General features: G+C 30.5%; 27 protein-coding genes and 1 pseudogene. All 28 read left to right on the top strand.

The annotated features are described in order from the left end of the window. Positions 1–74: 74 nt before the first annotated feature. The 28 genes and pseudogenes from flgM (at position 75) to fliF (ending at position 24575) form a co-directional block, all read left to right on the top strand. Positions 75–350, top strand: a complete 276-nt coding sequence (gene flgM / locus ACJDUH_RS16485) for a flagellar biosynthesis anti-sigma factor FlgM (RefSeq protein WP_406766303.1) — start codon at positions 75–77, stop codon at positions 348–350. A gap of 1 nt (position 351) precedes the next feature. Beyond that, positions 352–762: a flagellar protein FlgN gene (locus tag ACJDUH_RS16480; protein WP_406766302.1), complete on the top strand. Its 411-nt coding sequence runs from the start codon at positions 352–354 to the stop codon at positions 760–762. A gap of 23 nt (positions 763–785) precedes the next feature. Further along, on the top strand, positions 786–2642 hold the full coding sequence (gene flgK / locus ACJDUH_RS16475; RefSeq protein WP_406766301.1) for a flagellar hook-associated protein FlgK: 1857 nt from the start codon (positions 786–788) through the stop codon (positions 2640–2642). 24 nt (positions 2643–2666) lie between these two features. Next, positions 2667–3653 carry a flagellar hook-associated protein FlgL gene (gene flgL, locus ACJDUH_RS16470; protein WP_406766300.1) on the top strand — a complete coding sequence of 329 codons (987 nt, stop codon included), beginning with the start codon at positions 2667–2669 and terminating at the stop codon, positions 3651–3653. Positions 3654–3675: 22 nt separating this feature from the next. Further along, positions 3676–4101: a flagellar assembly protein FliW gene (gene fliW, locus ACJDUH_RS16465; RefSeq protein WP_406766299.1), complete on the top strand. Its 426-nt coding sequence runs from the start codon at positions 3676–3678 to the stop codon at positions 4099–4101. 54 nt (positions 4102–4155) lie between these two features. After that, positions 4156–4368, top strand: coding sequence for a carbon storage regulator CsrA (gene csrA / locus ACJDUH_RS16460; protein WP_406766298.1), 213 nt, complete (start codon positions 4156–4158; stop codon positions 4366–4368). Positions 4369–4478: 110 nt separating this feature from the next. Continuing rightward, positions 4479–4856: a flagellar protein FlaG gene (locus ACJDUH_RS16455; RefSeq protein ID WP_406766297.1), complete on the top strand. Its 378-nt coding sequence runs from the start codon at positions 4479–4481 to the stop codon at positions 4854–4856. A gap of 26 nt (positions 4857–4882) precedes the next feature. Further along, positions 4883–5155, top strand: coding sequence for a hypothetical protein (locus tag ACJDUH_RS16450; protein WP_406766296.1), 273 nt, complete (start codon positions 4883–4885; stop codon positions 5153–5155). Positions 5156–5201: 46 nt separating this feature from the next. Further along, the gene (gene fliS, locus ACJDUH_RS16445; RefSeq protein ID WP_406766295.1) at positions 5202–5588 is read left to right on the top strand and encodes a flagellar export chaperone FliS; all 387 of its coding nucleotides are present in this window, start codon (positions 5202–5204) and stop codon (positions 5586–5588) included. Positions 5589–5618: 30 nt separating this feature from the next. Continuing rightward, positions 5619–7610 (top strand): flagellar filament capping protein FliD, encoded by a 1992-nt coding sequence (gene fliD, locus ACJDUH_RS16440; RefSeq protein ID WP_406766294.1) that lies wholly within the window; start codon positions 5619–5621, stop codon positions 7608–7610. Between the two features lie 18 nt (positions 7611–7628). Next, positions 7629–7973: a flagellar protein FliT gene (fliT, locus tag ACJDUH_RS16435; protein WP_406766293.1), complete on the top strand. Its 345-nt coding sequence runs from the start codon at positions 7629–7631 to the stop codon at positions 7971–7973. 170 nt (positions 7974–8143) lie between these two features. Then, positions 8144–8968 (top strand): flagellin N-terminal helical domain-containing protein, encoded by an 825-nt coding sequence (locus ACJDUH_RS16430; RefSeq protein ID WP_406766292.1) that lies wholly within the window; start codon positions 8144–8146, stop codon positions 8966–8968. Positions 8969–9071: 103 nt separating this feature from the next. Then, entirely contained in the window at positions 9072–10838 is a 1767-nt protein-coding gene (locus ACJDUH_RS16425) for a motility associated factor glycosyltransferase family protein (protein ID WP_406766291.1), read from the top strand. A gap of 14 nt (positions 10839–10852) precedes the next feature. Then, positions 10853–11200, top strand: coding sequence for a DUF8042 domain-containing protein (locus ACJDUH_RS16420; protein ID WP_406766290.1), 348 nt, complete (start codon positions 10853–10855; stop codon positions 11198–11200). A gap of 18 nt (positions 11201–11218) precedes the next feature. Continuing rightward, positions 11219–12442, top strand: coding sequence for a motility associated factor glycosyltransferase family protein (locus tag ACJDUH_RS16415; protein WP_406766289.1), 1224 nt, complete (start codon positions 11219–11221; stop codon positions 12440–12442). 182 nt (positions 12443–12624) lie between these two features. Then, entirely contained in the window at positions 12625–13695 is a 1071-nt protein-coding gene (locus ACJDUH_RS16410) for a nucleotidyltransferase family protein (protein WP_406766288.1), read from the top strand. A 1-nt stretch (position 13696) separates the two neighbouring features. Next, positions 13697–14407, top strand: a complete 711-nt coding sequence (locus tag ACJDUH_RS16405) for an acylneuraminate cytidylyltransferase family protein (protein WP_406766287.1) — start codon at positions 13697–13699, stop codon at positions 14405–14407. Then, positions 14394–15410 (top strand): N-acetylneuraminate synthase, encoded by a 1017-nt coding sequence (neuB, locus tag ACJDUH_RS16400; protein ID WP_406766286.1) that lies wholly within the window; start codon positions 14394–14396, stop codon positions 15408–15410. The genes ACJDUH_RS16405 and neuB overlap by 14 nt, the downstream gene beginning before the upstream one ends. 9 nt (positions 15411–15419) lie before the next feature. Continuing rightward, positions 15420–16571, top strand: coding sequence for a UDP-N-acetylglucosamine 2-epimerase (neuC, locus tag ACJDUH_RS16395; RefSeq protein WP_406766285.1), 1152 nt, complete (start codon positions 15420–15422; stop codon positions 16569–16571). A gap of 16 nt (positions 16572–16587) precedes the next feature. Then, the gene (locus ACJDUH_RS16390; protein ID WP_406766284.1) at positions 16588–17274 is read left to right on the top strand and encodes an acetyltransferase; all 687 of its coding nucleotides are present in this window, start codon (positions 16588–16590) and stop codon (positions 17272–17274) included. After that, positions 17271–18263 carry an NAD-dependent 4,6-dehydratase LegB gene (locus ACJDUH_RS16385; protein ID WP_406766283.1) on the top strand — a complete coding sequence of 331 codons (993 nt, stop codon included), beginning with the start codon at positions 17271–17273 and terminating at the stop codon, positions 18261–18263. The genes ACJDUH_RS16390 and ACJDUH_RS16385 overlap by 4 nt, the downstream gene beginning before the upstream one ends. A gap of 33 nt (positions 18264–18296) precedes the next feature. Beyond that, positions 18297–19421 (top strand): DUF2920 family protein, encoded by a 1125-nt coding sequence (locus ACJDUH_RS16380; RefSeq protein ID WP_406766282.1) that lies wholly within the window; start codon positions 18297–18299, stop codon positions 19419–19421. Between the two features lie 29 nt (positions 19422–19450). After that, positions 19451–20548, top strand: coding sequence for a LegC family aminotransferase (locus tag ACJDUH_RS16375; protein WP_406766281.1), 1098 nt, complete (start codon positions 19451–19453; stop codon positions 20546–20548). 129 nt (positions 20549–20677) lie between these two features. Continuing rightward, complete coding sequence (locus tag ACJDUH_RS16370) at positions 20678–21529, top strand: flagellin N-terminal helical domain-containing protein (RefSeq protein WP_406766280.1); 852 nt, start codon at positions 20678–20680, stop codon at positions 21527–21529. A gap of 202 nt (positions 21530–21731) precedes the next feature. Further along, the gene (flgB, locus tag ACJDUH_RS16365) at positions 21732–22139 is read left to right on the top strand and encodes a flagellar basal body rod protein FlgB (protein ID WP_406766279.1); all 408 of its coding nucleotides are present in this window, start codon (positions 21732–21734) and stop codon (positions 22137–22139) included. 4 nt (positions 22140–22143) lie between these two features. Beyond that, entirely contained in the window at positions 22144–22578 is a 435-nt protein-coding gene (flgC, locus tag ACJDUH_RS16360; RefSeq protein ID WP_406766278.1) for a flagellar basal body rod protein FlgC, read from the top strand. A gap of 13 nt (positions 22579–22591) precedes the next feature. Then, positions 22592–22919 (top strand): annotated as a pseudogene (gene fliE, locus ACJDUH_RS16355) (flagellar hook-basal body complex protein FliE). A 66-nt stretch (positions 22920–22985) separates the two neighbouring features. Continuing rightward, positions 22986–24575 (top strand): flagellar basal-body MS-ring/collar protein FliF, encoded by a 1590-nt coding sequence (fliF, locus tag ACJDUH_RS16350; RefSeq protein WP_406766277.1) that lies wholly within the window; start codon positions 22986–22988, stop codon positions 24573–24575. Positions 24576–24582 lie beyond the last annotated feature (7 nt).

Raw genomic sequence — 24582 nt, 5'->3', positions numbered from 1 at the left:
TGACAGTAAAGCTTAAAGGACATTTTCAAGATAACTCAATTAAATTTAATTGTTATTTCTAAAGGAGTGTAGTTATGAAAATAAATGGAGCATCATTAAATAAGGTTGTGAATTTATACAGCAATAGTAAAAAAAATAATGAAAAGAATGCTGTAAAAAGCAGTAGTGATACAATACAAATTTCTTCTTTAGGTAAAAGCTTAAGTACCTTGGGAGTAGATGGCAGCCGCGAGAATTCACCAGAGAAAATAGAAAGCCTCCGAAATCAGATTTCACAAGGAACTTACAAGGCTGATTCAAGATTAACAGCTCAAAAGATGATAGATGTAATCAAAGGGAGAGGAGTTTAACTTGAAGGAAGAATTAAATATAATTTTAATTAATGAACTCCAGGCAATGGAAGGACTTCTAAAGGCATTAGAAAAACAGCACAGCTGTTTAATTGAAAGTGATGCAGTTACTCTTGAAAATTGTGTTAAGGAAATAGATACCTATAACAGAAAAATTGCTGAATGGGAAGTAAAGCGAAGAGAAATAACACAGGGCGGGGCTATGCGTGAAGTAATTCATGAAGCTAAGGATGATAACTTAGAAGACAATTATAGAAAACTTAGAAGAATAATTGAAGAAACTAAACTTCAAAAAGACACAAACGAACTTTTAATAAAACAAGGTCTAGGCTTTGCAAATAGGATTTTAAATATTTTAAATCCTTCAAGAAGTCCAAAAACATATAACTCTTTTGGCAAAGTTTATAAATAATAAAATTTATAAGGGGTGGAGAGATGTCAGGATTATTTTCAACTTTATATATAGGCACAAGAGGAATGTCAGTTCAACAAAGCGCAATTAACGTTACCTCACATAATATAGCAAATGCTAACACAGAAGGGTACTCAAGACAAAGGGCAATAATTGAAACAACAAGACCATTTAGTATGCCTTCAGTAAATAATGTTGCTGCTCCAGGGCAGCTAGGAACAGGAGCACAGATTCAAGCTATACAAAGGGTCAGAGACAGTTTCCTTGATTATCAGGTTAGAGTTGAAACAAGCACTCAAGGACAGTATACTGCTAGGGATAAGTTTTTGAGTGAAGTTGAAACTATTTTCAATGAGCCTAGTGATACTGGAATATCTAGCCTTATGGGAAAATTCTTTGATTCCTGGCAGAGCCTTTCTAATGATGCTCAAAGCTCCAATTCCAGAACTATAGTTGTACAGCAGGCTGCTGCACTTGCAGACGAGCTAAACCATACAGCAACACAGCTGCAAAAGCTTAAGGAAAACGCTCAGTCGACTATAAAGGATACAGTTTTTGAAGTAAATGATATATTAAATCAAATTGATCAGCTTAATCAGCAGATTATAAATGTCAAGGTAGCTGGGCAGATGCCAAATGATTTAATGGATAGAAGGGATTTACTGCTAGATCAGTTAAGCAGTAAATTCAATATAAATATAGATAAGAAAAACTTCGAAGGCAATGATGTAAAGCCTGTAGATTTAAATTCTACTGGTAATTCCAACTTTATTGAAGCAGTAAATAATGGTGATGAGAGAAGATTATCCTATGTGGATAGCATTACTCCACAATTAAATCCAGATGGAAGTAAAGTTACAGATGCAAGCGGAAATGTAGTATATGATATAAAATACTATAAATTTGGCGATAAAAGCACTGAGGCAAATGCTGTAACATTATCCGGCGTGGCGTTAACACCAGAACAATATAAGTCTCTAGATGAAAATAGGGTAATTTGGGCAGATAGTACAGGTGCTTCAATAACGCCTGGTTCTTATGAGCTCTTCACTCCTTCAGATGGTGAATTAAAAGGCTATATGTCCGTTCAAACTGACATTGATGGATATATGGATCAGCTAAATAGTGTGGCAAAATCACTTGCTTTTTCTGTAAATTCAGTTTTAAGCGGAGTAACTAATACAGCAAGTGATAAGATCGATAAGGATTATATGCCTTTCTTTGTTAATAGTGATACTACCACATATACACTAAATGGTTCAAAAAATATATTATATGATCCGTTAAACACAACAAATCTAGATAATGCACTTAGTGGTGAAAAGGATATTACAGCAGCTAATATCTCCGTAAACAAACAGCTAATAGATGACGTTATGCAGATAAAAACAAGATTAAATGATGACCAATTTGCTACTGAAGGATTAAATACTATAGACGGAGTTAACGATGGTTCAAGGGCATTGGCAGTGGCACAACTTAGAGACAAGCTTATTAAAATACAGGATATTAATACGGGTACAACCGGAATTACTACAAGAGCTGACCTTTTTGATCCTTCTAAAGGGGGCAATAGTATTACCGTAAATGGAAATATAATAGATTTTGTAAGCAATCCTAGTGGCACTAAGATGGATAACTATTTTAAAGACATGGTAGATAAGCTTGGAGTTCAAGAAGCTCAAGCACAGAGAGTAGTAACGAATCAAACCACTCTTTTAGCAAGCTTTCAGCAAACGAAAGATTCTGTTTCTGGAGTATCCATTGATGAAGAAATGGCCAATTTGATTCAGTATCAGCATGCTTATCAGGCAAATGCTAAGATAATTTCAACTGTCGATGAACTTTTAGATGTGGTTGTAAATGGATTAAAGAAATAAGAATAATTATGTAGAGGTGAAGATATGAGAGTTACAAATAAAATGCTATCAAATAGTTTCTTGACAGATATGAATACAAATTTGCAAAATATGCAAAAGCTTCAAAAACAAATGACCTCTGGTAAAGAAATAAATAAACCCTCAGATGACCCTGCCAAAGTTGCTAGAGCGATGCAGCTTACTACTGATATTAATGCTAATAAACAATACAATACTAATATTAGTAATACTACAAATTGGTTAGATACAACAGATACTGCACTTGGTCAAGCTGGAACTGTGCTTCAAAAGGTAAGAGAACTGCTAGTATCTGCAGGTAATGCAGCTTACGGCTCAAGTGAAAGGCAGTCAATAAAGGATGAAATTAACCAAAGGGTAGACGAGCTTACTCAAATATTAAATACAAATTATGACGGTAAATATGTTTTTGGAGGAACTAATACTACAAATAAACCTGTTGCAACTGTTGTAACAGCAGGAAATAATAATATTGATTACAATACTGTTCCACCCACTGATCCAACCTACACAACTGAACTTAATAAGATTAATAAAAAAATGAACATAGAAATTTCTCAAGGAGTAACTATGGAATATAATGTTACTGCTGGAGATATACTGCAATTTAATAACGAAACGGGTGTACCTTGTGATTTATCTAAGCAATTAAAAAACATCACAGATCATCTTGATGGAAACTTCAATGGAACATCGGATCCTACTAATGCAACGTCAGCTCTTACTGGGACAGATTTACAAGACATTACTGATACTATTAATAATTTATTAAAGGTTAGGTCACAGGTAGGTGCAAAGCAAAATAGAATGGAAAACGCAAAGTCCAAAAATGAAGATGAGAATAATAATTTAACTACTATTCTTTCGAAGACTGAAGATATCGATATTACTCAAAAAACTATGGAATATTCCACTTTGCAAACTGTTTATTTGGCATCTTTACAAACAAGTGCAAGGGTAATACAGCCCACTTTGTTAGATTATCTAAAATAAAGAATGAGATAAGGTGAGTACTATGAAGTTAAATACAAAATATCATGGCATTAAAGATTACTACGAAGAGGATGTTATTATTTTTAATAAAGGTATTCCTGGCTTTGAAGGACTAAAAAAATTTATTTTGTTTTCTACAGAAGAAAATGAAATGTTTAAAATACTTCACTCCATTGAAGATGATAATGTAGGATTAATTTTAACATCTCCATTTACACAATTTAAAGACTATGAATTTAACTTAAATGATGAAAAACTTAAAGAATTAAGGATTATTTCGAAAGAAGATGTAGTAGTCTTAAATACCGTAACTTTAAGTTCTAAATTAGAAAATATAACTATAAACCTTAAAGCACCTTTTATTATAAATATAAATGCAAAAATAGGGGAACAAATAATACTAAATAATGAAAGCTATTCTATAAAACAGTCTTTATATAAAGGTTAGTTTCAGCAGAAGGTTTGGTCCTAAACTTATGGTTATCCAGCTGGAGGAAGTATTATGTTAGTTATTACCAGAAAAAAAGGAGAATCAATTTTAATAGGTGAAGATATAGAGATAACTGTTATAAAAACAGAAGAAGGCTCTGTAAAGCTTTCTATAGATGCACCTAAAAATATAACTATCCTTAGAAAAGAACTCTACAAGGAAGTAGAAGAAGAAAATAAAAATGCTTTAAATTTTAATAAGGATATATTAAAAGAAATCAAATAAAATATTTATGTACTGAAAAATTGATAATTGTTCAGTATCAACGAAGAATGTTTGGAGCTCAATGATTAGTAATCATTAAGTGCAGGATAAGAAAAACAAGGAGGTTTAATATGGAAATTGGGGCATTAGGTCAAGGAGGACAAGTTTCTTTAAATGTTAATAAAGGTGCAGATAGTGAGTGTGTACCGAATATTGCCAAAAATTCTGATAATATAAAAACTGTAGAAAATAATACTAATGAGTATGTATCTAAAGACAAGATAAATGAAAAAAATATCAATAAAGCAATAGATAAAATTAACAAGTTTTTAGAGGACAACAAAACACATGCGGAATATGAGATTCATGATAAATTTAAAGATATAATGATAAAAATTGTGGATGACAAAACCGGGCAGGTTATTCAAGAATTGCCACCTAAAAAACTCTTAGATATGGTAGCAAAAATGTGTGAACTAGTAGGAGTCCTATTTGATAAAAAGGCATAAGCTTTTAAAATTAGGAGATAAGTGTCATGGAATATAAAATAAATAAAATAGACACAGAACGTAGAAAAGAAATTAATGAAGCCTCCAAAGAAGGCATAGTTCATGGCTACGAAAATATTTCCATCTATAAGAATAAAGAAAGAAAAAACAGCAATCACAACAATGGTAGCTCACTAAATTATAAGCAGAAAAAACTATTGGTTGATGCAACAAAGGCAGAGGAATTGGAAATAGAAGCTTTTAAAGAAGAAGCTGATTTAAAAATAACTAAAGGTACATTCCTAGATGTAAAAAAATGAGATTCTAATAATATTGTATTGAATTAGTATTAAAGGAGAGCGAAATATGGTAGGGAACAATGCTTACAATGTATACAAGAATAATAGCGTTAACTACTCTTCTAAGGAACAGCTGCTGCTGATGCTCCTTGATGGTGCAGTGAGATTTTCAAAAATAGCAAGACAAGCTATTGCAGATAAGGAAGTTAAAAAAGCCCATGAGTTTCTTGTTAAAACTGAAAATATATTTTATGAATTAATAGTAACCCTTGATTTAACTAAAGCTGGAGATTGGGGCAAGGCTATGGTTGAACTTTATGAGTTTATTATAAAAAGGCTTAGTGATGCCAATATGAAGAAAGATATTAAAATAGTAGACGAGATTATTCCACTTATAGAAGATGTAAGAGAAACTTGGAATGAAGCCTATAATTTATCAAAGAATATAAAGTAAAATCAAATTAAAGAGAGGTCGGTGAGATTTATGAGCGATATATCAGGCAGCAGTAGTACACCAACCGGTATGACCGGTGCTGGTGGAGGACAATTGTTAAGAATAACAGGAATGGCAACAGGACTTGATGTTGATTCCATGGTAAAGAAAATGATGCTTGCAGAGCAGACTAAGTTAGATCAAGTAAAACAAGGTCAGCAGCTAATAATTTGGAGACAGCAAGCTTATCAGGACATTATTAAGGATATTAAGGATTTACAAAATTCATTTTTTGATCCATTAACTCCTTCAAACAACTTATTATCAGCTAGTAATTATAACAATCTTGTAACATCAAGTACAAATGCAGCAGCTATAAATGCCACTGCTCAAACAGGTGCAGCTACAGGAACTTATACAATAAATGTTACTCAAATAGCACAAAGTGCTTCATTAGTAAGTAATAGGAGTTTAAATTCACAATTTCAGGTCACAAATGCAAATAACTGGAGTGGAGCTGGAAATTCTATAACATTTAGTGTAGATGGTGTTAATGCTCCTGCTATAGATTTATCAGGATTTACACCATCTGGGGATAACTCAAAAGATCTTCCTAATTTAACTGCGTACATTAATAATCAAATTAGTAATAATACAAGTTTAAACGGTAAGGTTTCAGCATCCTATGTTCAAGACGCTTCTGGTAATAATTATATAAAATTTAACACATTAACAACAAGTGCAATACAAATAACCTCCACTGGGGTTTCTGACATTCCGTCTCTAAATACGAATTTTGTCTCAGCTTCCACAAATACGAAGCTTACTTCCTTGGATTCCACATTAAATACTAATCTCAGCTTGAATATAAATTATAATGGTAAGGCAATTACTGTTAACTTAGATAATAGCGCAACTGGGAAAAATGGGACAGCCACAATAAATGATTTAATCACTGCAATTAAAACAGCTACAGGAGGGCAAGTTACAGGTAACTTTGATGATATGACAGGAAAGTTTACATTACAAACTGTAAATACCGGAAGTAATGCAGGATTATCCATAACAGGTAATAGTTTAACATCGGCATTAGGATTTACAGGTAGTCCATCCTCACAGGGGTTAGATGCTATTGTTAAAATTACTCCACCTGGAGCTTCAACTCCAACAACTATTACTGAGAACTCTAATAACTTTACATTAAATAATATATCGTACTCCCTGACTGCTGCAGGTACTTCAACTATAACCATAAACACTAATACACAAGGAGTGCATGACAAAATTAAAGCATTTTTAGATAAATATAATGCGATTATAGATAAGATACAAACTAAACTAAATGAAAAAAAGAACAGTGACTATCCGCCGTTAACTGATACACAAAAAAGTTCAATGAAGGATTCTGATATTACTGCATGGAATGCTAAAGCACAGCAAGGTATTCTTAGAAATGATAACAATTTACAAAAGTTACTTTCAGATTTAAGAAGTGCATTTGTATCTCCAGTAACCGATGCTACAGGCAAAAACGTATCAAGTGTATACTTTGGAAGTTATGGAAGTGGTGCAATAGGAATTGACACTCCAAATGGTGCAAATACAGTAACAGATGGAGATAAAATTTCAATTTCTGATGATAATAAGCTCAATAATGCAATATTAAATCATGGAGATGATTTAATAAAATTATTTACCAATGTAGCAACTGATAATAATGGTAAACAAATTTTTAATCAAAGTGGTATATTTCAAAGAATAAATAACGTTCTTCAAAATAATGTTGGGTATACAGGTACAACTTTTAATAGTGCAATACTTACAAAATATGCAAATGTACAAGATGATTACAGTATTAGTGGTGGTGCAGGTACAAATACACTTCCTGACCAGATTTATTATAAGCAAGTGATGATAACAAAAATGACAGATGCTATGACAACCAAACAGGAGCAGTATTATCAGCAATTTTCTCAACTTGAGACAGCAATGAATACCTTAAATGCTCAGCAAGCACAATTATCACAGCTAACATCAGGCTAATTAGTTTGGAGAGTATAAATGGAAAGTGAATTAGTAGAAACTATGAAATTAATTTCAGTTATAACAGAGGAAATTATTCAAATAGTTGAAGGTGATGATTATTCAAATTTACTATCTTCCTTAGAAAAGAGGCAGCAGACTATAAATTTCTTGGAAAGCTTGGGGTATTCTAAAGAAGAATACAGAGAAGCTGAGATAAATTATAGAATAATCAATCAACAGCAGCAACTATTCAAAATAATGGACAACAAAAAAGCTGAACTAAAGGAAAAATTTAATGAGCTATCTAAAAATAAAGTGGTAACTAAAAGTTATAATCATAATAACTTAAGTGGTTCTAAAATTTTTAGTAAAAAAATATAAAAAAGTTATAATTAGCTATAAAGTATTTTTAACACCCAGCGATATATATAGTATAAGTAGTTAGCAAATAATTACTGCTTAGTTAATTAACTATGATAGTAAACTTTAAAAGTTTAACTATAAAAAATAGGCAAAGGATTGCCTAAACAAAATTCAAGGAGGAATTTATTATGATAATTAATCACAATCTTAACGCAATGAATGCACACAGAAACATGACTGCTAACATAGCAGCAGCAGGAAAGTCAATGGAAAAATTAAGCTCAGGTTTAAGAATAAACAGAGCTGGAGATGACGCAGCAGGATTAGCTATATCTGAAAAAATGAGAGGTCAAATAAGAGGTCTTGATCAAGGTACAAGAAATGCTCAAGATGGTATTTCATTAATTCAAACTGCTGAAGGTGCTTTAAATGAAACTCATTCAATATTACAAAGAATGAGAGAATTATCAGTACAATCAAATACAGCTACTAACACAACAGCTGATAGAAACGCACTTCAAAAAGAATTTACTCAATTACAAAGTGAAGTTAGCAGAATAGCTACTCAAACAAACTTCAATACTAAAACTTTAATGACTGGTTCATTTGCAACTGCATCATTAAGGTTCCAAGTAGGAGCAAATGCTGGTGAACAAATTGGTTTGACTATAGGAGATATGACAGCTACAGGTTTAGCTGTTGATTCATCAAAGGCTTCTATATCAACAATTGCAGGAGCTTCTAAAGCAATAACAACAGTTGATACAGCAATAGCTACTGTTTCAACTGAAAGAGCTAACCTTGGTTCTGTACAAAACAGATTAGAGCATACTATTAATAACTTAAGTACTGCAAGTGAAAACTTACAGGCATCAGAATCTAGAATTAGAGACGTTGATATGGCAAAAGAAATGATGAACTACTCAAAGAACAACATACTTCAACAGGCTGCTCAGGCTATGCTTGCTCAAGCTAACCAAGCACCACAGGGAGTTCTTCAATTACTAAGATAATTCTAATTAGAAAAAACCTCTGAATATTAATTCAGAGGTTTTTTTACTAAAGATTATTAAGTATCTATACGATAATTATGTAGGATATTTAATGGAGGTATATATGGATAATTTTCATGTAGATTATGGTGCTAATAATTATCAGTATTTTTTAGAGAAGAGTTATGATAATAGAAATATTATAAAAATTGAAGATATAGATAATAAAAAAATGTTTTATATTGGAAGCAAATATTCTGTACAAAGAGATATAGATAAATTTTTAAAGCAAATAAATGATTTTAATGTTTCTACTATATTCCTTGTTTTTGGTTTTGGTGCTGGAGAACATATATTTAAATTACTTGATGAAGTTGGAGAAAATAATAAAATCTTAATTATAGAACCAGATAAAAAAGTAATAAATATAATAAAAAAAAGTGGATATTTTGATGAAATACTTAAAGATAAAAGAGTTTTGTTAAGTGAACTTAATATTAGCATAATAGAGATATTGAGTTCTTTTATCGATGAAATAAATATCAACAATATTAAACTAATGGTATTTGCAAATTACGATAAAATTTACCTAAATGAGTTTAAAGAATTTTACAAAAAACTTAATGATTTTTTATTAACTAATATAATAAATATGAATACAAATATTAGTTTTTCAGAACAATTTTTCAAGTGCTTTATTAGAAATCTTAAACATGTTTTTTATAGCGTATTTATAAATGATTTTAAAGATCAATTTAAAAATATACCTGCAGTTGTTGTATCTGCTGGTCCATCTTTAGAAAAAAATGTTGAATTACTTAAAGATGCTCAAAAACAATTTATTATTATAACAGGAATAAGGACAGTGAGTACTTTAAATGCTAAAGGTATTAACCCGGATTTTGTATGTGTTGTAGACCCAAGTGAAAAAATGTATCAAGTTTCAAAGAAATCTTTAAATTGTAAATCTACGCTAGTTTTTTGTGAATGCACAAATTATAAAATAGTTGAAGAATATGAAGGTAAAAAGATATTTTTTCAAGAAGGTGTTAATCTTCAAAAAGTGACCCGTGAAATTTTAGATGCTAAAGTGGATTCCTTATGGGCTGGTGGCTCTGTAGCCCACACTTGTACAGCTCTTGCAAGATACATGGGGTGTAATCCTATTATCTTTATTGGCCAAGATTTTGCATATACAAATGATAAATATCATGCCGATAGTGCAAGTGATGTGAATAATAATATTACCGATTCAAATGATATAATTTTTGTTGATGATATTAATGGTGAAAAAGTTAGGACGAGTAAACTTTTAGATACTTACAGAAAAAATATGGAGCAATTTATTAGGCTTTCTCCAAATACATTGTTTATAAACAGTACTGAAGGAGGAGCTAATATTATAGGAACAAAGGTAGAACCCTTGAGATGTGCAATTGATGAATATGCTCAAGAAGGAAACCTTAGTAAAAGTATTGTGGATTTAATGAATAAGACTAATAGCATTAATAAGATTGATGTTTTAAATAAAGTTAAGCAGATATTAGATGACTTAGAGGTTTTAGAAGAAAAATGCGTTTCTGCCATTGATTATTCAAATGAATTTTTAAAATATTATGAAAAGGAAAATGAAAAAAGTATAAAACCATTAATAGATAATATTAATGATATTAATAGTTTAATCTACAACATAGAATTTATCGAAAATATTTTAAAACCAACTATATACAAGATTTTAATGAACCCAGAATATATAGAGAAAATGAATGAAGCAAAAAAGGAAACTGAATATAGATTAGCTAAACAAGTTAAAGAACTGTATGAAGGAATAATAAAAGCAATAGATATGTCAATACCATATATTAAAGAGTGCATTACAGAATTAAATTAATTTGGGGGATAATTATGAAAAATGATAATTTAGAATTATTGTTAACTATGAAGGACTATGGCGAGAAATTAGCTTCTGGAATAATTAGAACTTCCGAGTATTTTCAAAGCTATGATGAAGCTAATGGAGCTGAACTTATGATTACTATAATAGATGGATTGCAATGGTTTATTGAAGCTGCAGTAAACTCTTCAGTATTAAGTAATGAAGATGAACTAAATAGTATAAACGATAAATTAAAGGAATTAGTTGAAGCTTTTGAGAACCAAGATTATGTATTAATAGGTGACTTATTGCAATATGAGTTACTGCCTATTGTACAAAATATAAATAATAATGTAGTGACCTATAGTAACAATTAAATGTTGGAAGTGTTAAAAGTGTTTGTACATAACAGAGATATTGAAATTTTAGATACAAGAGAAGGAAATAAAACTTTACGTGTAAATAACACTTATATGCATAGTAAATATTACCCTTCTAAAGAGGCTGAAACATTTATAGATAATAATAAAAAAATATATATTGGTAAAAAGGTGATAGTAGTATATGGATTGGGGCTTGGCTATCATATTTATGAACTATTAAAAAAAATTGAATCAGATACCATGGTATACATTTTTGATGTAGATGAAGATTTAATTAATGTGACAAGCACCTATGAATTAGTTGAATCAATTTTAAAGGATAAAAGAGTTAAACTCTATTTTGGGTATTCAAAAGAGATTATTGAGGAATTTTCAAGAAAAATAAATATGGTAGAAGATTTGCTGATTTTTAGACCCGCTCTAAATTGCTTACCAGAAAAATTTATTGATTTAAGAAATGTGTTAAATAGTTACGAACTTGGTAAAACAGGCGTAATGAAAGACAATGAATTGATGTCTGGAAATGAAATTATGAATACTAGGCTTAGCATTGAAGATATTGCAAACTACTTCCAGAACTATAGTTTTATAAATGAAAACATTATAATAGTTTCTGCAGGTCCATCGCTAAACGAGAATATTGAAAAATTAAAGACCATTAGGAAAAAGGTAAAAGTATTTGTTGTTGGAAGCGCACTTAAAGCTCTAATAAATAATGATATCATTCCTGATATGATTTGCATAATAGATCCTCACAAAATTATATACAATCAAATAAAAGGGTATGAAGACTTAAATATTCCATTATGTTTCTTAAGTACAGCTTCAAATCTAGCTGTTTCGATTTATAAGGGACCTAAGTATATTTTTTATAATGAAGATAAAGGAAATAATATTGTAATTGACACAGGAAAGTCTGTAGCTACTGCTGTTTTAAGTATAGCTATTTATGGGAAAGCGAAGAAAATAATATTTTTAGGACAGGACTTAGCCTATATAGGTAATAGGAGCCACTGTGATTTATATGCCCATGATAACAGCATACCAGGGAATGGAGCTTTTAAACAGGTTGAAAGTGTAAATGGGGAAATGCTGCAGACAACTGATGTTCTATTATATTATAAGTATTGGATTGAAAAAACTATAAATCAACATGGAAAAATTGAATACATAAATTGCAGCAATGGTGCTAGAATTGAAGGCACTAAGAATTGCGATTTACTAGATGCATTGTAGTATTTAGATATCTGACACAAGCCTATTTAGAAGTTCATCTTAATCATTATTGATGATAGAATTTTATAATATAATATGATAATTAAGGTAATATATTTTAAATCTATAGTTAATCTATAGATTTATGTTTTATAAACGATAAATTATATATCTATTAATTAAAGTCAAGGGTGATGAAGAAAATGAAAAATAATATAAATAATTTGTTAGTTTATAAAAATTACACAATACTAAAGGTACTTCAATCAATAGATTTAGGTGCTAGAGGAATTGCTCTTTTAGTTAATGAAAATGAAACACTTATAGGAACAATTACTGATGGTGATATAAGAAGAGCTATATTAAAAGGAATATCCCTAGAAGCTCCAGTAGAAGATATTGTACATCTTAATCCTATAAGTGTAAAACAAGGCATGACAAGAGAAGAAATCAAAGACTTATTTATTAAGAAAGCTGTTAAAGATATTCCGATAGTAGATAATGATAATAAAGTAATAGATTTAATAAGTATTAATGATATATTACTTCCACAAGGCAAGGAGAATCCTGTAATAATAATGGCAGGAGGTCTAGGGACAAGATTAAAAGATTTAACGAAAGAAATTCCAAAGCCAATGCTTAAAGTTGGAGAAGATCCAATTTTACAGCATACAATTAATAATTTTAAACAATATGGGTATAACAAAATATTACTTTCAGTTAATTATAAATCTGAAATAATAGAAAACTATTTTCAAGATGGGTTTGCACATGGTGTTAAAATAAATTATGTTAAAGAAACAAAAAGATTAGGTACAGCTGGAGGAATAAAGCTAGCAAAAGATTATATAGATTCAGCTTTTTTTGTGATAAATGGTGATATTTTTACTAATTTAAATGTAGAGAATATGATGAAATTTCATTTAGAAAATAAGTTTGATGTAACTGTAGGAACAAGGAAGAATACTTTTCAAATACCTTATGGTGTTGTTGATGCAAATAACAATAAAATAAAAGAAATTAAAGAAAAACCTGTTATTGAATACTTAATTAATGCGGGAATTTATTGTTTAAATTCTGAGATTATTGAGTTGATTCCTAATAATGAGTATTTTGAAATAACGGATTTAATTAATATCTGCATTGAAAGAAGCATGAGTGTAGGAAGTTATGAAATAAAAGATTATTGGATGGATATTGGTAAAATAGAAGATTATACTAAGGTTAATGAAGATATTTATGAACTAATATGTGCAGATAAAGAAGGCGAATAAAATGATAGGAAATAAAAAAGTACTTGCGATAATACCTGCCCGTGGAGGATCTAAAGGAATTCCGGGCAAAAATATAAAGGACCTAAATGGGAAACCATTAATTGCATATTCAATAGAGGAAACATTAAAAAGCAAGTATACAGACAAACTTATAGTTACTACAGATGATAAGGAAATAGCGGAAGTTAGTAAAAGATTCGGTGCAGAAATTCCTTTTCTAAGACCAGAAGAGTTATCTTGTGATGATACTCCTGGCATACAGCCAATACTACATGCCGTTAATTGGCTGCATGAGAAAAAGTTTAATTATGATTATATAATGTGTCTGCAATGTACTTCTCCATTTAGAAAAGTAAATCAAATTGATGGTGCTATAGAAAAGCTGTTTAATGAAGAGGCAGATTCTATTGTTAGTGTATGCGAAAGTGAATCAAATCCCTACTGGATGAAAAAGATAGAAAATGGTTTTTTAAAAGACTTTATAGGTAATAATACATTTTATGCAAGAAGACAAGATATACCAAAGGTTTATAGCTTAAATGGTGCATTATACTTAGCTAAGACAGAAATATTACAAAGATATAATAACTGGTATACTGAAAATACAATTCCTTATATAATGGATAAGTTAAGCTCATTAGATATAGATGATATTATGGATTTCAGATTTGCGGAGCTATTAATGAAGGAGAAAAATAATGCTGAATTGTAATCATGTCTTTATAATTGCAGAAGCGGGTGTAAATCATAACGGCGATATAAATATTGCTAAAAAACTAATAGATGCTGCAGTGGAAGCAGGGGCAGATGCAGTTAAATTTCAAACCTTTAAAGCTGAAAACCTCGTTACAAAGGATGCTCCTAAAGCAAATTATCAAAAGGAAACTACCGGCGAAGGCAATCAATATAAAATGCTTAAAAACTTAGAATTGTCTTTTAATGAACATATTATTTTAAAAGAATATTGTGATGAAAAGGGTATAATGTTTTTATCAACTCCTTTTGATTTTGAAAGTGTTGATCTATTAGAGAAAGTTGATATACCAATTTATAAAGTAAGTTCAGGTGATTTAACTAATATACCACTATTAAAATATATTTCAAAGTTAAAAAAGCCTATGATAGTTTCCACTGGAATGGCTAATTTAGGTGAAGTAGAAAGTGCTGTAAATGTAATTAAGGAAACTGAGGATGTTACTATTAAATTATTGCACTGCACTTCAAATTATCCAACCAAATACGAAGATGTAAACCTAAATGCTATGCTTACAATGAGAAATGCGTTTAATTTACCTGTGGGATATTCTGATCATACAATCGGTATAGAGGTGCCAATAGCAGCAGTAACTTTAGGTGCTGAAATTATTGAAAAACATTTTACCTTGGATAAAAACATGGAGGGACCAGATCATAGAGCATCATTAAATCCGGATGAATTAAAGAATATGGTAACTAGTATAAGAAATATAGAAAAAGCCTTTGGAAATGGTATAAAAAAATGCAGCATTAGTGAAGAGAATACGAAAAAAATAGCAAGAAAAAGTATTGTTGCAAAAGCTAATATTAGAGAAGGTGAAACTATTAGCTATGAAAATATAGCCTTTAAGAGACCTGGAAATGGTATTAGTCCGTATTTGGTAGATATGATAATTGGTAAGATAGCTATAAGTGATATTTATGCTGATCATTTAATTACGTTTAGTAATGTTAAGTAGGTGTTTATAATGAAAAAAATTCTTGTTGTAACTGGTACAAGATCTGAATATGGTTTATTATATTGGACAATGAAAGAAATACAAAATGATGAAGACTTGCAACTGCAGATTGTTGTTACAGGCAACCATTTAGTTAAAGATTATGGATATACAGTAGATCAAATAAAAAAAGATGGATTTTTAATTGATGAAGAAATAGACATGATAATAAATTCAGTTCAAAAAAGCTCCTTAGTTAAATCCATGGGACTAGAAATGATTCAAATGGCTCAGTGTTTTGATAGGTTAAAACCCGACACTTTACTTATATTAGGTGATAGATACGAAACCTTTATTGCGGCTGCTTGCGCCATGATGATGAATATACCAATTTCTCATATGAATGGTGGTGAATCAACAGAAGGAGCTGTTGATGAACAGATAAGACATGCAATAACAAAAATGGCACATATTCACTTTGCTGGTTCAGAAATTTATAAAGAAAGAATAATAATGATGGGAGAAGATCCTACGAAAGTTTATAATGTTGGTCAAGCTGCCTTAGAAAATGTACAAAGAATAAATCTTTTAGACAAATATGAAATAGAGAAAGAACTAAAGATAAAATTTGATAAACATATTTTTTTGATAACATTTCATCCAGAAACATTAGAAATCGAAAATATTGAATTTCAAGTAAGTAACATGCTAGCAGCTTTAAAGGTGTTTGATGCAGAATTTATATTTACATATCCAAATGCTGACTTTGGTAGTAAAGTAATTATCGATAAAATCAACGATTTTGCTAAATATAACAAAAATGCTTTTATTTTTTATAGTCTAGGTCAAAGAAAATATTTAAGTTTATTAAAGAACTCTGATGTAATGATTGGTAACTCATCAAGTGGCATAATAGAATCTCCTATTTTTAAAAAGCCAGTAGTAAACATCGGAGATAGACAAAAGGGAAGACTAAGAAATAAAAATATTATTGATGTAAGCTATGATATAAACGAAATAATTCAAGCTATTAATAAAGCTTTATTCGATAAGGAGTTTAGAACTAATCTTAATTTTATAGAAAATGTATATGGTGATGGAAACGTTAGTAAGAAGATAGTTAATATTTTAAAATCAACAAATATAGACAAGGATTTATTAAAAAAAAGACTTACTTATTAAAAAGAGGTTCATAAATATGAAAAAAATTGTTCTAATAGGCGCAGGTGGACATTGTAAGGTTGTTATTGATATTATTAAAAGCACAAATGAATATGAAATAATAGGAATTACGGATAAAACTGAAAAATTATTCAATATACTAGATGTACCTGTAATAGGTGATGATAATAGATTAATTCAAATATTTAATAGTGGTGTACATAACGCATTTATATGTGTGGGTGCACTTAATAATATTAATTCAAGACAGCTAATCTATAACAAATTAAAATCAATAGGATTTAACCTTCCAGTTTTGAGACATAAAAATTCAATAATTTCTAAATATACAAGTATTGGGGAAGGTACTTGCATAATGCCTGGTGCAATAATAAATGCAGGTAGTCTTTTGGGAATAAATTGTATAGTGAATACTGGAAGTATAATAGAGCACGACTGCAATATCGGGAATAATACTCATATATCTCCTAATGTGGCTATTGGTGGAGATGTAAATATAGGAAATAACACTCATATTGGTATTGGAAGCTCAATTTTACAAGGTATAAACATAGGAAGTAATGTTACTATTGGTGCAGGTGCAGTAGTGATTAATAATATAGATGATAATGTACTGGCTGTTGGAGTTCCTGCTAAAGTAATAAAAATCAAAGAAAATTATAAAGGACAATATATCAATACTTATAAGGAGCAAAAGAGATGAATTTAAAAGGAAAGAAAGTTTTAGTCACTGGTTCAGAAGGCTTTATTGGAAGTCACTTGACGGAAAGACTAGTTGAAATAGGAGCAAAAGTAACTGCATTGGTTCAATATAATTCATTTAACAATTGGGGCTGGATTGATACCTTTGATAAGGAAGTAAAAAATAGTATTAATGTTGTAACTGGTGATGTAAGAGAATATGATGGCATGAAAAGAGTTATAAAGGGTCAAGAGGTAGTATTTCACTTAGCTGCACTAATTGCAATACCTTATTCTTACTTGTCTCCCATGGCTTATGTCAGAACTAACGTTGAAGGTACAACAAACGTTCTTGAAGCCTGTAGGGAATACGATATAGGAAAAATTATTCATACTTCCACATCCGAAACCTATGGAACAGCTCTTTATGTGCCCATAGACGAAAAACATCCTATGCAAGGACAATCTCCCTATTCTGCGTCTAAAATAGGTGCGGATAAAATTGCAGAAAGCTTTTACAAGAGCTTTAACCTTCCAGTTGCAACAATAAGACCCTTTAATACATATGGACCTAGGCAGTCAGCAAGGGCAGTTATACCAACTATAATATCACAAATCTTATCTGGTAAAACTGAATTAAAGCTTGGCAGTTTAACGCCAACAAGAGATTTTAACTATGTGAAAGATACTGCAGAAGCATTTATTAAGATAGCAGAAAGTGATAAAACTGTTGGTGAGGTCCTGAATGCTGGCTCAAATTTCGAGATTTCTATTGGAGATACAGTGAAAAAGATTGTAGATATTTTGGGTGAAGATGTTAAGATAACTTGCGATGATGAAAGAATTAGGCCACAAAATAGTGAAGTAAATAGGCTTTGGGCAGATAACACAAAAATTAGGGAATTGACTCAGTGGACACCAAAATATAGTTTAGATGAAGGGCTCAAGGAAACTATATTTTGGATAAAAAGCAATATGCAATATTTTAAAACTGATATTTATAATGTATAACATTAAATATAATACATAGATTGTAGGTGTCTTATGGCCAAGAATTATGAAAGCTTAGAAAATATGCACAACAGTATATACATTAACAGCTTAATAAATGAACCTTATAATGAAAGGAAAATAAAAGTATATTTTTCAGAACCAGACTTAGGTATAAATGAAGAAACAGGCATTTTACTATTAATTGCAGGCTACGGTGGAAACGCCAATTCTAATATTTACAAGAAGATGCGTCAGCAGTTTGCTGATAAATATAATCTAGTTACAATACAGTGTGATTATTTTGGATATGAATTTATGCAAAACACTAAGAATATTAATATGCCTGAATTTGACATTAATACATTAAATAAAATTTTTACTCAAGATGAAATTAATGAAATATATAATATTAATAATAAAGCAGATTTTAATAAGTTAATTCAAATAGGTAGTAAATATAATATTAACTTAAATGTGAAAGAAGACTTATCAGGTGAAACTTTAGAAAACTTTAATGATATGGGTATAGTTCAAGCATTAGATAATATTACAGCTGTATTAAAGGTTATGGATATAATATATAATAACCAATTAAATTTCAATACCCAAAAAGTTATTATTTATGGCCAATCACAAGGAGCATATTTAAGCTATTTATGCAATAGATTCTGTCCTGGATTGTTTTCAAATATAATAGATAATTCCTCCTGGCTTTACCCACAGTATCTGTTAAGTAATAGATGTTTGAGTTATAAAGTGGGAAATTTAAATCTAAATGTTGAATTTGAATATCTTGCAAGAAAACTTAATTTAAATGATAAAATATATGATTTAAATTATCTGTATAAAAGCTTTACAAATAATTGTGATATCATTTCATTTCATGGAACTACAGATAAATTAATAAATAATAAAGAGAAAAGAGAATTCTGCAGTAAAATTAAGAGATGTATTTATAATGAAATAGATACAGACAGGGTAGATGGAGAGATTTTTAAATCAACAGATCATGGTTTAGGAGCAGACTTTATTAATTTATTTGATTATGCCTATAATAAATTAGTATTTGAAAAAGATTTATTTTTAAATTTACCAAATGAAGTGATAATCAAAACTGATAAACATGAATATTCCATAAATTATAATAATATTTTACCAATATTAGCAGTAGTTTAAAATTTAATAATAAGGAGCTGAGTCATGTAATGATACCGTTATGTATACCAGAAATCAGAGGTAATGAATGGAAGTATATTAAAGATTGTTTAGACACTAACTGGGTTTCTTCAGCAGGTTCTTATGTGGATAAATTTGAAAATGAGTTTGCTAAATATGTAAATTCAAAAACAGCAGTGGTTACAATGAATGGCACTGCAGCTTTAGAACTTGCACTTAGAACACTTGGAATTGGAAAGGGTGATGAAGTTATTGTTTCTTCCTTAACCTTCATATCACCAGTTAATACTATAAAATATGTTGGTGCTGAACCAGTTTTTGTTGATGTCTGCAAGGATACTTGGGTTATGGATGCTGATAAAATTGAAGATTTAATAACACCAAGGACTAAAGCAATATTACCAGTTCATATTTATGGACAAGCTGTTGATATGGATAGAGTCATGGAAATTGCAAAAAAATATAACTTATTTGTTATAGAGGATGCAACAGAGAGTTTAGGAGCAACATATAATGGAATAATGCTAGGGAATATTGGCGATATTGGCTGCTTTTCATTTAATGGAAATAAAATAATTACTACGGGTGCAGGCGGAATGTTAGTTACAAATAATGAAGAAACGGGGAAAAGAGCTAAATATCTTTCAACACAAACTAAAAAGGTTTTAGATAATGGAGCATTTTATCACGAAGAAATTGGATTTAATTTTAGAATGCCAAATTTATTAGCGGCTATGGGATGTGCACAACTCGAAAATATACATGAATATTGTGAGATAAAAAGAGAAAATGCGGCATTATATAATAAATTATTGAAAGATATTAAGGGTATATTATTACCAGTAGAAAAGGATAATACAAAAAACATCTTTTGGTTATATTCAATTTTAGTCGAAGATGGGTACCAATTAACAAGAGATCAGCTAATTGTTAAACTTAAAGAAAACGGAATAGAAGCTAGGACATTTTTTATGCCAATTCATAAAATGCCACCTTATTTAGAATGCAAACATGGTGATATGACTGTTACAAACGAATTAGCCTCAAAAGGCATTAATTTACCAAGTTCTGTTGGAATAAAAGAAGAAGATATAAGGAAAGTTTGTAATGTAATTGGTAGTATTTAAGAATTATAGCTAGGAGATTTTCATAGTTATGAAAGTATCCTAGCTATTTTCTTTAGCAAAAAGAATAAAGTATTATTGAAATCATTCGATACTATATACAGAAATAAATTTTTTTATGGAGTTGGTTTTATGAGATTACTTCACAACTTAGCGTCCTTGAATATATATAATGAACAAACTAAAGCTCTGCAAAGACAAAGTGTAGCACTTGGAAGAATTTCTTCTGGTGTAAAGGTTAATAGTGCAAAAGATGATCCAATAGCAATTTCACAAAGTGAGAGATTAAGAATGCAAATAAGAGGACTTCAAATGGCAAGCAAAAATACTCAAGATGGTATGAGCATGATGCAAACTGCTGAGGGAGCACTAGGAAGTATAACCGATGCATTGCAAAGAATTAGAGAGCTAACTGTTCAAGCAGGAAGCGGTTCTAATAGTCTACAAGATAATGCCAATATTAAAACAGAAATAGACCAAATGTTAAAAACTGTAAATGACGCAGCTGAAAATATGGAATTTAATGGAGTTAAGCTTTTAGCAAACAGCTCCACTACAATTTCTATGGCTACAGGGGCAAATGTTGGTGATAAAGTTGATATTCCATTGTTTAATTTGGCTTTATATAAGCCAGATGGTTCCATTGATGGAACTTCAAACATAAGCAGCCTTACAGGCATTAATGTTACTACAAATAGTACAGCTAATGACATTTCAGTAATCGATGATGCTATAAAGAATGTACTATCTATTAGCAGCAAATACGGTTCCTTAGAAAATAGATTTGAAAGTACCTATAGTAATTTAAATGAATTAAGTGATAGAATGGAAGGCGCAGATAGCAACTTAAGAGATGCAGATATTGCAGATGAAATGATGGAGTATTCAAAAGATAGCATACTTTCAGAAGCAGGCACTGCTTTAATGGCACAAACCAATAAACTACCGCAGGATGTGTTAAGGATTTTACAAAATATGAAATAATAATCTAAAAAACATAAAGGGATATTACCATTTTCATTAATTTTGAAAGTGATAACATCCCTTTTTTTTATTTTGTCGCAATTCATAAAACTATGAAATTTAAGTATACAAACAAAAAAAATTATTGTAAAATTGTATTAATAATTACCACGAATTATGTAATATTATTGGAAAATAAATCTATAGTTGTGGAGATGATATTGTGAATGTAAATAATCTGTCGAAAAGTCAGTATGTTTACGATCTTATTAAGGAAGGTCTAGACGCTTCTTCACTAAGGAGCAAGGTAATAGCAAACAACGTTGCAAATCTTAATACAAAGGACTATAAAGCATATTATGTTTCTTTTGAAGAAAATCTTAAAAAGTCTATTGATGATGTAGAACTTAAAACAACAAATGAAAGGCATATTAAAGATGATAATGCTGGTAGTGATATAAATGTGGAGCAGGACTTAACTTCCAGTATGAATCAAGATGGCAACAATGTAGATATTGATAATCAAATGGCAAATCAGGCAGCAAATAATATAATGTACAACGCGCTCATAAGTCAAATCAACAGCAGGATTTCTTTAGAAACATATATTATTAAGGATGGAAGGGGATAAATAAATGATTAATGCATTTAATACCTTGAGAATTAGTGCTAGTGGTTTATCAGCAGAGAGACTAAGAATGGATACAATAGCATCAAATATTGCAAATGTTACAACTACAAGAGGTGAAAATGGACAACCTTACATAAGAAAAATTGCTGTTTTTCAGGAGAACTTAGACAGAGAATTAAATCCTAAAACTGGGAAAGTGGAAGACAACCTTTTAGGGGTAAAGGCTGTTGGAATTGAAAATGATACATCTCCTTTAAGAAAGGTATATGACCCCACTAATCCTGATGCTGGACCTGATGGTTATGTTACAATGCCAAATGTAAACATAATGAATGAAATGGCAGATATGATTTCGTCTACTAGAGCATATGAGGCAAATGTTAGTGCAATGAATTCTGAAAAGAGCATGTTTATGAAGGCTCTAGAAATAGGTAAATAGGAGGGAATAAGCAATGAAAATAAATTCTTTTGTTCCAGATAGTACCATCTTTGAAAAAATTAATTCAGACAGCAAGGTAACAAATAATGACACTTCAAATAGTTTCTTTGATATGTTAAAGTCAAAGTTAGATGAGGTTAATAGTAAGCAGATAGATGCTGAAAATACCACTCAGGGTTTTATACAGGGTGATAATACAGATATACATACAGGGTGATAATACAGATATACATAATGTAATGCTTTCTACAGAAGAAGCTAAAATGTCTCTTGAGCTTGCAGTTCAAGTAAGAAATAAAATAGTAGATGCATATCAAGAACTAAATAGAATGCAATTATAATTTATAGCAGTAAATAAAATTAATTTAGACTAAATTTTATTCACTTACTAAAAGGAGAGCTGATTAATGGGCAAGCTATCAGAAATAGCAAAAAATTTAATTGGAAAATTTAAAGACTTAAGTAAATTAAAAAAGATAGCTCTCGGAGTTGCCGGTATTAGCATAGTTGTTATAGGTATTTATTTTGCTATAACCTTAGGATCCACAAAATATGGTGTACTATTTAATAATCTTGACGCAAATGATGCAAAAACAGTTATGGATGAGTTATCTACTAAAAAAGTAACTAATGTTAAAGTATCAGGAAATTCAATACTTGTACCTGCAGATCAAGTGGATCAGCTCAGACTAGAGCTTGCTCCGCAAATTAGCTCAGGCAGTAAAGGCTTTGAATTATTTGATAGTTCAAGCACCTTTGGCACTACAGATGCAGAAATGAAGATTAAATATCAAAGGGCTCTTGAAGGTGAGCTTGAGAAAACAATTAAAGGCTTTCCTCAAGTAAGTAATGTTAAGGTGAATTTGGTATTACCTGATGACAGCGTTTTTGTTAAAGATTCAACACCAGCTAGTGCGTCAGTTACACTTATGATGAAGGATGGACAGAGCCTTACTAAGGATCAAGTAAAAGCCATAGTTGCGCTATTAACTGGTGGTGTCAAGAATTTACCTAAGGAAAATGTTCAGATAGTTGATGATAAGATGCAGCTTCTAACTGATGCTCTATATGATGATCAAAGCACACAAGTAAACGGTGACACAGTAAAGCAGCAGCAATCAAAGAAAGATTATGAGAAAGCATTAGAAACAAAAGTTATGGATCAGCTTTCTAAGATTTATAATAAAAATGTGACAGTGAAGGTAAATGCTGATTTGAATTTCGATGCAGTTCAAAGTGATACCACTACCGTAGACCCAAAAGGAACTGTTGTAAGTGACAAGTACATAAGAGATACAAACGGTAATGTAACTACAAAACCCTCACAAAGTCCAGTGGATAACAACATGACTAATAGCACTGTAACTACGCAGACTACTAATGGACAAACAGTAACACATCAGGAAGAAACAAACAATTATGAAATAGGAAAAAGTGAGACTAAGACTATAAAAGCACCTGGTTCAGTTAAGAGACTTACAGCTTCAGTTATTGTAAACCAGAACAATATAGATAGTGCAACACAAACTCAAATACAAAATTTGGTTGCCAATGCTATTGGTATAGATCAAACCAGAGGAGACAGTGTAGTAGTAGAAGGAATGAAATTTGATACAAGTGCAACTGATGCTCAAAAACAGGCATTAGATCAAATGAAGCAGGCTCAGGCCCAGGAAGCAAAGATGAATTTATATAAAGAAATAGCAATAGGTGGAGGAGTTTTAGTACTTTTAATTATGTTATTTGCATTTTTAAGAAAGAAGAAAAAGAGCACTTCGGAAGAAGAACAGTTAGATGCAATTATAACGCCTAAATCAATCGATGTTCTTGTAGGTGATAATTCAGAACCACAAGTTGAGTTTAAGCCTATTGATTTCGAAAGTCAGGGTAACTCAGAAAGAGGACATATAGAAAAGGAAATTAAGAGATACGCTTCAGAAAAGCCAGACCAAGTAGCTGACATAATAAAATCATGGTTAGCAGAGGATGAGAGGTGATTAGTTA

Source organism: Candidatus Clostridium radicumherbarum, assembly GCF_045310525.1.
GTDB classification, from domain to species: domain Bacteria; phylum Bacillota; class Clostridia; order Clostridiales; family Clostridiaceae; genus Clostridium_AT; species Clostridium_AT radicumherbarum.
Note: the sequence above shows the minus strand (reverse complement) of the source record. Positions and strands in the feature narration are given on the sequence as shown.

Excerpts from the sequence above, each read along its gene's own strand:
- flgM (WP_406766303.1), top strand. The coding sequence starts at position 75 with ATGAAAATAAATGGAGCATCATTAAATAAGGTTGTGAATTTATACAGC.
- flgK (WP_406766301.1), top strand. The coding sequence starts at position 786 with ATGTCAGGATTATTTTCAACTTTATATATAGGCACAAGAGGAATGTCA.
- flgL (WP_406766300.1), top strand. The coding sequence starts at position 2,667 with ATGAGAGTTACAAATAAAATGCTATCAAATAGTTTCTTGACAGATATG.
- fliW (WP_406766299.1), top strand. The coding sequence starts at position 3,676 with ATGAAGTTAAATACAAAATATCATGGCATTAAAGATTACTACGAAGAG.
- csrA (WP_406766298.1), top strand. The coding sequence starts at position 4,156 with ATGTTAGTTATTACCAGAAAAAAAGGAGAATCAATTTTAATAGGTGAA.
- ACJDUH_RS16455 (WP_406766297.1), top strand. The coding sequence starts at position 4,479 with ATGGAAATTGGGGCATTAGGTCAAGGAGGACAAGTTTCTTTAAATGTT.
- ACJDUH_RS16450 (WP_406766296.1), top strand. The coding sequence starts at position 4,883 with ATGGAATATAAAATAAATAAAATAGACACAGAACGTAGAAAAGAAATT.
- fliS (WP_406766295.1), top strand. The coding sequence starts at position 5,202 with ATGGTAGGGAACAATGCTTACAATGTATACAAGAATAATAGCGTTAAC.
- fliD (WP_406766294.1), top strand. The coding sequence starts at position 5,619 with ATGAGCGATATATCAGGCAGCAGTAGTACACCAACCGGTATGACCGGT.
- fliT (WP_406766293.1), top strand. The coding sequence starts at position 7,629 with ATGGAAAGTGAATTAGTAGAAACTATGAAATTAATTTCAGTTATAACA.
- ACJDUH_RS16430 (WP_406766292.1), top strand. The coding sequence starts at position 8,144 with ATGATAATTAATCACAATCTTAACGCAATGAATGCACACAGAAACATG.
- ACJDUH_RS16425 (WP_406766291.1), top strand. The coding sequence starts at position 9,072 with ATGGATAATTTTCATGTAGATTATGGTGCTAATAATTATCAGTATTTT.
- ACJDUH_RS16420 (WP_406766290.1), top strand. The coding sequence starts at position 10,853 with ATGAAAAATGATAATTTAGAATTATTGTTAACTATGAAGGACTATGGC.
- ACJDUH_RS16410 (WP_406766288.1), top strand. The coding sequence starts at position 12,625 with ATGAAAAATAATATAAATAATTTGTTAGTTTATAAAAATTACACAATA.
- ACJDUH_RS16405 (WP_406766287.1), top strand. The coding sequence starts at position 13,697 with ATGATAGGAAATAAAAAAGTACTTGCGATAATACCTGCCCGTGGAGGA.
- neuB (WP_406766286.1), top strand. The coding sequence starts at position 14,394 with ATGCTGAATTGTAATCATGTCTTTATAATTGCAGAAGCGGGTGTAAAT.
- neuC (WP_406766285.1), top strand. The coding sequence starts at position 15,420 with ATGAAAAAAATTCTTGTTGTAACTGGTACAAGATCTGAATATGGTTTA.
- ACJDUH_RS16390 (WP_406766284.1), top strand. The coding sequence starts at position 16,588 with ATGAAAAAAATTGTTCTAATAGGCGCAGGTGGACATTGTAAGGTTGTT.
- ACJDUH_RS16385 (WP_406766283.1), top strand. The coding sequence starts at position 17,271 with ATGAATTTAAAAGGAAAGAAAGTTTTAGTCACTGGTTCAGAAGGCTTT.
- ACJDUH_RS16380 (WP_406766282.1), top strand. The coding sequence starts at position 18,297 with ATGGCCAAGAATTATGAAAGCTTAGAAAATATGCACAACAGTATATAC.
- ACJDUH_RS16375 (WP_406766281.1), top strand. The coding sequence starts at position 19,451 with ATGATACCGTTATGTATACCAGAAATCAGAGGTAATGAATGGAAGTAT.
- ACJDUH_RS16370 (WP_406766280.1), top strand. The coding sequence starts at position 20,678 with ATGAGATTACTTCACAACTTAGCGTCCTTGAATATATATAATGAACAA.
- flgC (WP_406766278.1), top strand. The coding sequence starts at position 22,144 with ATGATTAATGCATTTAATACCTTGAGAATTAGTGCTAGTGGTTTATCA.
- fliF (WP_406766277.1), top strand. The coding sequence starts at position 22,986 with ATGGGCAAGCTATCAGAAATAGCAAAAAATTTAATTGGAAAATTTAAA.